Source organism: Sphingomonas sp. NIBR02145, assembly GCF_027359115.1.
Classification (GTDB): domain Bacteria; phylum Pseudomonadota; class Alphaproteobacteria; order Sphingomonadales; family Sphingomonadaceae; genus Sphingomonas; species Sphingomonas kyeonggiensis_A.
Genome location: NZ_CP114791.1, coordinates 4,306,706 through 4,318,560, shown reverse-complemented (window position 1 = coordinate 4,318,560; position 11,855 = coordinate 4,306,706). Strand labels below are relative to the sequence as shown.

Below are 11,855 nucleotides of genomic sequence, written 5' to 3'. Positions count from 1 at the left end.
GGTCCGTTACTACCGCCCGGCGCGCCCTTCCGGCTTCAGTTGTTCGTCTGGCAGCAGAACGATCGGGCGCCGGACTTTCCGGCGCTGTTCGAGTTTCTCGATCATAGGCGCCAGGAAATCGGGGCGGCGCTCCATTCCCTCCGGGTGGCGCATAACCAGCGCATCCGCCCTGCCGAATGGCGCGCCTTGGACGGGGTGTTTGAAATCCAATGCGCCCGGATCCGAGTCGGCGCTGGCGAGGGCCTGGGGGCGGACAGACCGCCCGGTGCTGGTGGCATGAGAAGCGATCTACGGTGAGGGATGCGCGGACGCACCAGCCGTCCTCGGCATCGGATGGCGCGAACTTGGCCTTGGGCGGGTTCGCGGAAACAGGACAGGGAGTGGCAATGAAACAAATTGGCGGTGAGGTATCGACTCTCTTCGCACTGACATCGGCGGAGTGGGAGAAACTGGTGGAAGCGATCGAAAGCGATCGGCTGCAATCTCCCCTCTCCCTGCATCCGGAGGGACCAGCCGGTGGCCTCGTTCGATTCCGTTCGCTCGAGGATATTAAGCACGCACTGCTCGCGGTCGCCTGAAGCCGGCACCCGGCCAGCAGCTGGTGTAAAGTAACGCGGGCTGTCCTGCATGCGCCTCAACCGCAAGGTCGGCGCCAGACAAGACACCGGAACCGCGAGCCAGCCTCGGGAAGGCCCGGGCCGGACGCCGAGGCGCGCGATCCCCGGGATCGGCGTCGGCGGGCCGCGCCATACCGCAGCTTAGAATCGCAGGCGCAGCGCCGCGCGGGCGCCGTGATCGGTCGTCCGCTCGCCAAGGTTGCCGGCATAGGAGATTTCGAGCGTGACACGCCGGGAGAGATCGAGCTCCAGCCCGCCATCGATCGCCGCGCTGTCGCGGTCCAATGCGTTGCCCGCGACGGCGAAGCCGGGACCGGCAGCGAAGCCGAAATCCACGCCCGGCAGCGTGTCGCCAAAGGCATGGCGTAGCGCCGTCGATCCCTTGAAGCGCAACACCGTGCGGCCAAGGTCGAGCGCCGTGTTCGCGCGCAGGCCGAACGTGCCATAGGTCATGCGCTCGTCCCGCGTGCCGCCGTGAAGCGCAGCGCTACCCCCATGCTCGGCGATCTGCGCGCCCCCGAGGCGGACATGGGCCAGGCCGGCAAAGGGCTGGAGCGTAACACCGCGCAGATCGGCCCTGGCCGCGACTTCGCCGAACAGCTGCAGGGTATCAGCGCGGTAGCGGTCGCCCAGTCCCTGGGCGAGACCGCCGAACGCGATGCGGCGCTGCGAGCGGACCTCGTTCCATGCATAGGCCGCGCCCAGCTGGATCGAGGCAATGCCGTAGCCGCCGGCAAGGTAGCCGCCGGCATGATAGCTGTCCGCCTTGTGCGTGGCGCTGCCGGTCCGCAGGTCGGTCGTGCTGTAGCCGGTGGCGAGGCCCGCGCGCCAATGACCGCCAAGCGCGGCATCGAAGCCGGCGACCAGTCCCTTGAGGTCGCGATCATAGCCCTGCGCGAGCGCCCCGCCCCGCATCGAACCCCAGCCGCCGAGCGCCGTGCCCCAGGCGGCGGGGCCTTCCTCGCCCGCGAGTTCGCCGCGCGCGAGCAGCGCGTCGCGCACGAAGCGGCTGTCCTCGATCAGGCGCCCGCGCATGCTGGCATAGTCCGAGCCCGCGAGCTGGTCGAAGGCGCGTCGTGCTTCCGGCGCGGCGAGAGCGACGACGGCGTCATGGAGCGGGTTGCCGAGCCCGAGCGCCTCCACCGCCGGCGCCACGCCCTGCTGGTTTCGGGTCTGCGCCACCGCCGCGAAGTCGATCATGTTGCGCCTGAGGGTCAGCGTCACGGCGTTGGCGCTATAGGCCAGGCTCGGCGTGAGGAAGGCAAGGTTCGAAGTCACGTTCGAGAATGTGCCGGAGAGCCCGCCCGCCGCGGTCAGGATGGTGTAGCTGGTGTTGACCGCGTAATTGCCTTCCGCCGCCAGCACCCGGACCACCGCCCCGCTCTGGATCGAGGCGGTCCCGGCTACGACGATCCGGTCGCTCTGTCCCGCGGCATTGGCTTCGACCTCGTAGGTGCTGCCCGCAAGGAAGCTGAGATTGCCGGTGACGTTGAGCGTGCCGATCGAATTGCCCGGCGCGACCGTGCCGGCGATCCGTCCCGACCCGATCGTGCCATTGCCCTGGAGACGACCGCCGGCGAGGAGGTCGAGCGTGCCGCCCAGCGTGCCGTTGACCGAGACCAGGCCGCCGGCGGTCGTGATTCCCTGGAAGCCTGAGGAATTGCCGGTGAGCGATACCGCGCCGCCGCCGCGCAGGACCAGGCTTCCGGTGCCGGTGAGCGTCCCGGCATAGCGTCCCGCCGCCGATTGGTCGAAGGTGAGGCTCGTGCCGGCCGCCAGATCGACATCGCCGGTGAACAGGGCAGTCGTGGAGACCAGGCTGCCGCCGGTGACGCGCCAGTCGCCGGCATTGGCGCCGGCCAGGGTCAGCACGCCCTGCCCGGCCTTGGTCGTCACGCCGGTGCCGCTGACGCTGCCGCCATAGCTGCCGGCATTGGCCAGGTCGAACACAAGGCTCGCATTGTTGGTGACATTGCCCTGGATCGAGCGGGTGTCGCCGACCAGCGTGCCCGCCTCGATCACGGTGCCGCCGGTATAGCTGTTGGCGCCGGTCAGCACGAGCGTGCCCCGGTCCGTCTTGACCAGGGCGGCGCCGCCGGTGAGCGCCGAGCCGATGGTGGCGATAAAGCCGGCGCCCGCCGCGCTGCCGTCGCCGACCCGGATCGTTGCGCGGTCACCCGAGAGCGCGACGGTACCGCCGGTCACTGTGTAGCCGGTCGTGGCGAACTGCATGCCGGTCGTCGAGACGTGGCCGTCCACCGTCACCGTGCCGGCCATGCCGCCGAACACCGCGAAGCTCGGCACCGGCTGCATCGGTCCATTGAGCGTGCCGCCGGTATCGGTCCAGTTGCGGCTACCGGCGTCCCAGCTGCCGGAGCCGCCATTGATCGCGCCATTGTCGTGAAGCACGCTATTGCCGCCGTCCCAGAAGGCAAGCGTCGCGCCGGCGCTGTTGAGCAGATTGACCTGGCCCGCCACCGCGGTCTGGATCGTCAGCGCATCGGTGGCGGCCCCGACGACAGTGCCGAGTACCAGGCCATTGTCGGTGAGCGTACCGCGATAGTCGAACAGCCGGTAGATTCCCGCGCCGAACCCCGGTGCGGCCGTGACGTTGAGCATGCCGTCGAGCGTAAGGTTGCCCGCTACGTCGAACAGCGCGCTATCCGATGCGTGGGACAGCGCCACGTCCACGATCCCCCCTGACCCGAGCGTCAATGCGCCGAGCGATAGCGTTCCGCCCTGGCTGCCGGCGAGATGCGCGCCATCGGAGATCTTCACCGCGCCGCCGATCGTGCCAGTGCCCTCCAGCGTGCCGCTCGCGACCGTCACGGTCGAGCTGGCCGAACCGAGCGTGCCGGTCACGGTGAGGCCACCGCTGACAAGGGTCACGGTACCCTCGAACGCCGCATTGTCGCCGCTCAGCGTCAACAGCGCGCCCGACTTGGTCAGAGTGCCGCTGCCGGAGACGCTGCCTGCATAGGTGCCGGCCGCTGCCTGATCGAAGGTGAGGCCGGTGCCCGCTGCCAGCGCCACGTCGCCGGTTAGCGAGGCGCTGCTCGCCATCAGCCCGCCACCCGAGACCGTCCAGTCGGTCGTGCTGGTGCCGGCAAGGGTGAGAATGCCCTGCCCGGCCTTGGTCGTCATGCCGCTGCCTGTGAGCGCGCCGGCATAGCTGCCGTCCCGACCCATATCGAACATCAGCGCCGCATTGTTGGCGATGGCGCCCTGAAGCGACCGCGTGTCGCCGACCAGCATGCCGGCCGATACCAATGTTCCACCGGAATAGCTGTTGGCGCCCGCCAGCACGAGCGTACCGAGATCGTCCTTCACCAGCGTCGAATTGCCAGTGAGCGCAACCGCGATCGTGGCGGTAATGCCGGCCCCCGCCGCGCTGCCGTCGCCGACGCGGATCGACGCGCTCGGTCCCGACAAGGCGATCGCGCCACCGGCCAGCACATAGCCGCCGGAAGCGAACTGCATACCGAGCGCCGAGACCTGGCCAGCGCTATTGTCGACCGTCACCGTGCCGCCATTGCCCTGGAACACCGCGAAGCTTGGCTGCGGCGTCATCGCACCATTCACGCTGCCATTGGCGTCGGTCCAGTTGCGTCCACCCAGGCTCCAGGTGCCGGCACCGCCCTCGACCGCGCCATTGTCATGCCGCGCGACGATGCCGCCGTCCCAGAAGGCGAGCGCGACGCCGGCATTATTGACCAGGTTGACCCGGCCGGCGGCGCCGGTCTGGATAGAGAGCCTATCGGTAGACGAACCTGCCACCGCCCCTAGCACCATGCCGTTGTCGGTGAGCGTCCCGCCATAGTCGAACAGCCGGTAGACGCCGGCCCCGAAGCCCGGCACCGCGGTGACGTTGAGCGTGCCATCAAGCGTCAGGTTGCCGGCCACGTCGAACAGCGCGCTGGTCGATGCCCGGGCCAGCGTCACGTCGACGATCGACCCCGCGCCTAGCGTCAGCGCACCGAGCGACAGGGTGCTGCCCTGCGCGCCGACCAGATGCGCACCGTCCGCCAGCGTGACCGCGCCGCCGATGATGCCGGTGCCCGACAGGCTGCCGCTATCGATGCGGAGGGTCGAGCCCGTGCCGCCGAAACTGCCGGTTACGGCCAACCCGCCCGAGACGGTCATCGTCCCGGTGAAGTCCCCGCTGTCGCCCGCCAGCGTCAGCAAGCCGCCCGCCTGGGTGATCGTGCCACCGCCCGAAAGGCTGCCGGCATAGGTGACCGCATCGGCGCGATCAAAAGCCAGAATGCCGCCATTGACCGCGATGTCGCCCGCCAGCGTGCCGGTCGTTCCGCCATCGCCGATGCGGAGCGTGCCGCCCTCGATCCGCGCCGAACCGGAGGCTTGGCCGAGCAGGGTCGAGACACCCGAGTGCTGCACCACTTCTCCAGCGCCCAGATTGGCGAGGATCGTCGCGCCGTCGAGCGTGTAACTCCCCGCGGTCAGCGTGCCGCTACCGGCGAGCGTGCCGGCGAGCCCGGCGGTGCCGACCGTCTCGTCGAACGCGCCCAGGTCCAGCGTCCCACCGGACCGGATCAGCAGCGCCGCAGTGTCGGCGAGCCGCTCGTGGGCGCCCAGCCGCAGCGTGCCGCCATTGACGCGCACGTCGAGCGCGCCCGCCGTGCCGGTCAGCAGGGTCGTGCCGCTGCGCTGGTCGAGCAGGCCGCCGCCCAGCGCATGGTCGATGATGCCGCCATCGAGGACATATTCATTGGCGCGCAGCGTGCCGCCGCCGATCAGATTGCCCTGGATCACGAAGCGTGCGACGACTTCGTCATAGCCGTTGAGGTCGAGCGTCGCCCCGTCCCGCACTTCGAGCAGCGAATCATCCGCGAGCACATTCACCCCGCCGATGCGCAGCGTGCCCGCGCTGACCAGGGTGAGACCGGTATAGCTGTTGGCCCCCGAGAGCGTCAGCGTGCCGGTGCCGGTCTTGGTCAGCCCGCCACCGCCGGAGATCGTGCCGGCGAAACTGGTGTCACCATCGTTGCCGCCGAGCACCAGCGCATGACTGCCGAGCAGCACCGAACCGTTGCCGGTCAGATCGACGATCGCGGTGTCGCCGCCCGTGCCGCGCAGATCGAGCGTACCGCCCAGCACCACCGGCGCGCCGGTGATCGCCGCCGATCCGGTCAGCGCCAGCGTGGCGCCGCCCAGCACCGAGAGGGTGTCGCTGCCCGAGATCGTGCCGCCGAAGCTGCTCGCGCCGGTGAGCGTCAGCGCATGCCCGCCGAGCTGGACCGAACCCGTGCCGCCGAGGCTGGCGAGCGTCAGCGCAGCGCCCGCGCCGGCAGCGTCGAACACGCCATTGGCGACGATCGTATCGCTGGCGAGCGTGCCGCCGTCGAGGCGCAGGGTCGCACCGGCATCGACGGTGGTGGCGCCGGTATAGAAGTTCGCGCCGGTGAGCGTGACGACGCCCGCCTGGGCGCGCAGGCCGCCCAGCCCGTCGATCGTCCCGTCGAAGGTGCCGCCGCCGCTCAGCAGGTCATGCGCGCCAAGCGATATCGAGCCGGCGCCGCTAAGCCCGGCAAAGCCGATATCCCCCTCGATCAGGCCGAGGCCGAGCGCGCCACGCACCTCCAGTTGCGTGCCGTCCGCCGATGCGCCGCCGCCCAGATGGAGCGTCGTGCCCGAGGCGATGGCGAGCGTGCCGCCCGAGATCGTGCCCGAATACTCGCTGTCGCCGCGAAGCGTCAGTTGGCCGTTGCCGAGCGCCAGCGTGCCGCTGCCGTACAGGCCCGCGAGCGACACCGGCACGGTGGCGGCGCTGATGTCGAAGGTGCCATTGGTATCGACGATGGCATTCTCCATCGATCCGTTGCCGATCAGCGCGATCGTCGCGCCCTCCGCAATGCCCGCGCTGCCGCCGAAATAGTTGGTGCCGGACAGGTTCAGCCTGCCCGCGAGCAGCGTGATCCCCGCGCTCTCGCTTTCGATCGCACCGCCGAAGTCGCCGCCGCCGGTGAGGATAAGCTCGTTGCTACCGAGCGAGACCGTGCCTTTGCCGTTGAGCCCGCCAAAGCTGCTCGAGAAATTATATTGCGAGATGTCGAGCGTGCCCTCGACCCGCACCGAACTCGCGAGTTGGGCGGCGGCGGTGTAGAGCGCCGCATCCGCATCGATCACCGTCTCGCCGGTATAGTCGTGTGCGCCGGTGAGCCCGAGCCATCCCGAGACGAGGTGCAGCCCGCCGGTGCCGGTGATCGTGCCTTCGTAGATGTCCCCGCCATTGTTGATCGTCAGCGTGGTCGCGCCGAGCACGATCGTGCTGGGGCCGCCGCTCAGGCCGCCGATCGCGAATTGTCCGCCGGTGACGCCGGACAAATCGAGGGTCGAATCCCACATCGACACCCAGGCATTCTCGCCGAGCGTCCCCGCCCCGGCCATCTTGACCGTGCCGTTCTCGATATCGACTTCGCGCAGGTCGTTGGCACCGCTCAGCGTCAGCGTACCCGTGCCGAGTGCGAATACCCGACCGACCCACGCCGGATCCAGCGTGCCCCGGATGGTGCCGGCGAACTCGGTCTCGCGGTCATTGTCGATCAAAAGGACACCGCTATAGCCCAGCCCGATCGTGCTGCCCGCCACGCCCGAGAGATTGTGCAGCGTCGCGGCGGCGGCGAAACCATCGAGCACCGACAGGTCGATGGCCGTATCCGCGCCGGTCAGCGACACCGAGCGGGCCTGGGCGATCGCACCGGGATCGCTGAGCTTGAGCGTGCCGTTGGCCAGGGTCACATCGCCGGTGAAGCTTCCTTCGCGCCACAGGCTGGTGGTGCCGCTACCCGTCTTGACGAAGCTGCCGGCCGCGCCGTCGATCTGCTCGATGACGACATCGCCGGCACGATCCACCGTGAAGATGCCGTCGTCGATCGTGACCGGACCGAGCATGCCGGAAACCAGGCCACTGCCGCCCAGCGTGAGATTTGCGCCGCCGCGCAGGGTCGTCGCGCCGGTATAGGAGAGATCGCCGGCAAGCAGCAGGCTGGCGCCGCTGACGCTGAGCGAACCGTCTCCGCCGATCGGCCCGGACAGCACGGCGCTGCCGCTCGCCACGTCCACGGTGAGCTGGCCGTCATAGCCCTGGCCGCTATCGCGAACGAGATCGATGGCATTGGCGATAACCCGTCCGTTGCCGAGCGCGATCGTGCCGGTACCGACGACATGGACCGTGCCCGTGCCGAAGGCATCGTCTGTCCCGGCAACGATCGTGCCGCGCTCGAGGACAGTGCCCTGGGTATAGCTGTTATGGCCCGCCAGCGTCAGCGTGCCGCCGCCGCGCTTGATCAGCACGCCGCCATAGCCGGTGCCGCGCTCGGCCACTGTCCCGGTCAGCGTCAGGTCGTGATCGCCGCCGATGGCAAGATTGCCGTAGGTGGAGTCGTTCCGCTCGATGAAGATGTTGTTGGCGAGCGTGACGCTCCTGTTCGATTCGAGCTGCGCCTCGAGGATCGCGGCGACGAGGTCACCGGTGCCGAGCGCCGCGTCATTGCCGACGATCAGTCTCGAGCCGTTGTTGATCTCGGTGCCGCCGCCATAGCTGTTGGCCGCGTCGAGCACGAGTGTGCCCCAGATCGAGCGAACCCGGACATCGTCGCCGCTGATCTCGCCCGCCATGGTCAGGGTGCCGCTGCCCTGCTTGGCGAAGAAGCCGGCCCCGCCGACCGTGCCGGCATAGCGGGTGTCGGCGTCCTGCTCGATCACCAGGCCGTAGTTCGCATCGATGAGCTGGATCGCCCCCGAAGTGCCGCTGAGCGGCCCGAGGATCGAGCCGAAGCGGTTCATCACCAGCGTTCCGCCATTGAAGTCGACCGGGCTGTACCCCGCCAGGGTCGCGTTGACGCCGAGCACGGTGGTGCCGCCATTGAAATGCATGCCGCCGGTGAAGCTGTTCTGTACGTCGAGGTAGAGCGTGCCGTTGCCGGTCTTGGTCAGGCTGCCGCTTCCCGAGACGGCCTTGCTGATGTGCGCGGCGCCACTCGCGACATCGACGGCCAGGTTGCCGTTCAGGATCAGCCCGTTTTGCGCGACGTTGATGCCGTCCGCGAGCACCAGCCGCGTGCCGTCCGAGGCGGTCACCGATCCGGTACCGAGCGCCTGGTTGGCCAGGACCGCGATGCCGCCCTGCTGGAGCAGCATGTTGGACGCCATGTAGTTGGTCCGCGAGAAGGCGAGCGTGCCGCCCCCCTGCTTGACGATCGGTCGGTTGCCGTTGATCTGGCCGGCAAGGCTCAGCGTCTCGCCGTCATCGACCGAGATGACCGTCTGGGTGCCCAGCGCGCCGCCGAGATAGAGGTCGTTCGACAGCGTCAGGCTGCCGACGGCCTCGATCCGGCCGAGGCTGCTGCTGGTGAACAGGTCGGCCCGTCCCAGCGCATTGTCTCCGGAAAGGCGCAGCGTCGCGGCGCGGAGATAGACTTCGCCGGTGAAGTCGTTGTCCCCACTCAGGGTCAGCGCGCCGCCATCGAGGTTGATCGTGCCCAGGCCTCCGGTCAGCACGCCCGAGAGCGTCAGCGCGCCGGTGCCGCGCTTGTTGAGCGTGCTGGCATAGTCGGCGCCGCTGAAGTCGATCGACCCGGCATAGATGCTGTCGCCGGCCTGGTTGACGTCCAGCACCCCGGCCTGCAACAGGAGGGTACCGCCGGCGCCAGAGAGCACCGACGCGGCCTGCGTATAGCCACGCAGCTGCAGCATACCGCCGGTGAGCGTCAGGGCACCGGCACCGAGTGCCTGGCTGCCGCCCAGGATGAGGTTACCGTTCTCCAAGGTGGTGCCGCCGGCATAGCCGTTGTTCGCCGCGAGCGTCAGCGCACCGGTGCCGCGTTTCACGAGCGCCCCGCTGCCGGATATCGCCGAGAGATGCCCCCCATAGCCGCTCCAGTCGAAGACGAGCGTGCCGTTGTTGACAATTCCCGTAGTGCCGTCGGGCCCCAGCGTGCCGGGGGCGAGCGAGACGAGTGTCGTGCCTGCGTCGATCGTGGTCGTGCCGGTCCAGCTGTTGGCGGCATTGGTCAGCGTCAGCGTGCCGCCACCGCCGATCACCAGCGGCTGGCTGCCGGTCTCGCTGATCCGGCCGTTGAGATAGGCGCTGATTCCCGCATCGACGAGGATCCGCGAGGGATCGTTCACCGGGTCGATTGCCTCGAGCACGATGTCGTTGCCATAGCTGCCACTGGCGCTGAGCTGGATCGTCGGATCGACCAGATGGATCGTGCCGGTGCCGAACGCCTCCGCTGCCCCGGCGCGGATCGATCCGCCATTGACGCGTATGTCTGCGGTCAGGTTGCGGCCATCGAGGAAGTCCATGATGCCGCTGCCGATGTCTATGCGCGTCAGGCTCGCCATCGCCCCGCCGATCGCGGCGATGCCCGAGCGCTGGTCGAGGATTTCGAATCCCGTGACGTCGAGTTGCGCGGTGATGCCGTCGCCGACATCGATCGCCAGCGTGTCGGTACCCGTACCGCCATCGACCCGGCCGGCGAGATCGCCGCCGCGGTAGAGGAAGGTGTCGTCGCCCGCGCCGAGGCTGGCGCCGGCGAGCGAACCGGTCGCCTCGAGCGTGACGAAATCCGCGGAGGTGCCGCTGGCGTCGAAGCGACCGTCGAGCCGGCCGGCGATGATCAGCGTGTTGGCGCCGCTTCCGGCCATCACGATGTCGCCGATCGTTCTCGACCCGAGCTGGAGGTCGATGGCGTGCGTGGCGGCGCCCTGGAGCGAGATCGCGCGGCTGCCGCCCTGGATCGTCGCGCCGGCCCGGTTGGTGATGGTAAGCGGGCCGCCGGACGTGCCCAGCTGGATCGCCGCGCCGTTGCCGAGGCTCTCGTCGGCACCGTTGCGGATCATGCCGCTGTTGTCGATCGATCCGCCAAGGGTCACGATAGTGCCCATGCCCGTATTGCCCCGATTGCCCCGGACAGTGACGCCCTCGCCTATGCTGATGTCGTAGGCTCCGATACCGCGCGATATGATAACGGCTGATCTGGTCGCGGTGAGGTCGCCTCCCAGGGCGATGCTGTTCCCCGCGGCAGCGCCGGAACCGCTCGAGATACCCGTCACGGCCGTGATGCTTGCGGTCGTGCTGATTGAAACCTTGCCGCTCGAAGTCGCGGCGGTACCTGCGCTGATGCCTATCCCGAGATTGAAGCTGGCGCTGCCGATGGCCGCGCCGATGTCCAGGTTGACGCCGCCAGAGCCCGAATCAGAATCAGCCGAGATCCCGACATTGCCGGTGGTGCGGGCAGGCCCCAAGGCATCGATCGTGCCGCCCGCGCTGGTGGTCACGGTTATCGCGCCGGTATCCGAAGCGCCGGTTCCTTCATAATCGAGGTTCAGGCCGAAGCCGCCCATGTTGGTGTTGGTGATCAGGATCGCGCCCTGCAGGTCCACGGTGACGTTGGCGGATGGCCCCCGGACGCTGGCCATGATCCCCCTTTCGAGCGCGCGTATGGTGCCACCCTGCGTTGCCACCGAGACCGCCCCCTCCGCGATGGCGCTCGCCCGGATACCGTAGTTGCCCTGGATATCGACCTGGCCCAGCCGCAGGTCGACGCTGCCGCCGGTCGCGTAGATCCCGTTAGGCGCCGTAATGCTGAGACTTCCGGTGTTGACCAGAGTAGCCGCGCCTACGGTGGAGCGCAGGCGGATCCCTTCGTCCGAGCCGGTGAAACTGTGGCTTCCGCTATCGAGCGTCAGCGTCGCGGCGCCTTTGTCCGCGCCATCGATGAAGATCGCGGCGCCATCCCCACCGATGGTCTGGGTGCTTGAGATGCGGGTGCTGCCGCGCAGCGTCGCCACGGCGTCGCCCGTGGCCGAGAGCTGATAATAGCCATCCTGGGGACGGACATTGCCGCCCGGGTTGGAACCGCTGGTGTTGCCGATCACGACATTGGTCAGCACCACCTCGCCGGTCGTTCCCAGCAGCCGGACGCCTCCATTGGCGGCGGTGCTATCGATCACCGTGCCGGGATTCTCCCCCAGGATGTCGCCGCCATCGCGCGGTAGCGCGGCCAACTGCGCATGCGCCGGCAGGGCCAGCGCGGCGGCAACCAGTGCGCTCGAGCAGAGCAGGCCGTGGCGTACCCGCGCCGGTGTGAACGGGCGGCGGACGGTGCGGCGAAGCGTAGGCATGCGGACTCCTTCGGGCGCGCGGACAGGCGCTCCGGTATGGGTTTGCGAAAAGACAATCCGTCGGTCGGGTGGTCAGGCCGCGCGCAGCGG

3 protein-coding genes are annotated in these 11,855 nt (G+C 68.9%); 2 read left to right on the top strand and 1 reads right to left on the bottom strand.

From position 1 onward, the window contains the following. The first annotated feature begins 39 nt into the window (after nucleotides 1-39). Both O3305_RS23160 and O3305_RS19735 read left to right on the top strand, forming a co-directional pair. Nucleotides 40-297 carry a hypothetical protein gene (locus tag O3305_RS23160; protein ID WP_353739205.1) on the top strand — a complete coding sequence of 86 codons (258 nt, stop codon included), beginning with the start codon at nucleotides 40-42 and terminating at the stop codon, nucleotides 295-297. Nucleotides 298-386: 89 nt separating this feature from the next. Then, complete coding sequence (locus tag O3305_RS19735; RefSeq protein ID WP_269574053.1) at nucleotides 387-578, top strand: hypothetical protein; 192 nt, start codon at nucleotides 387-389, stop codon at nucleotides 576-578. Between the two features lie 180 nt (nucleotides 579-758). Here O3305_RS19735 and O3305_RS19730 read toward each other — a convergent pair whose 3' ends face one another. After that, nucleotides 759-11,765, bottom strand: coding sequence for an autotransporter-associated beta strand repeat-containing protein (locus tag O3305_RS19730; RefSeq protein ID WP_269574052.1), 11,007 nt, complete (start codon nucleotides 11,763-11,765; stop codon nucleotides 759-761). Between the last annotated feature and the right edge of the window lie 90 nt (nucleotides 11,766-11,855).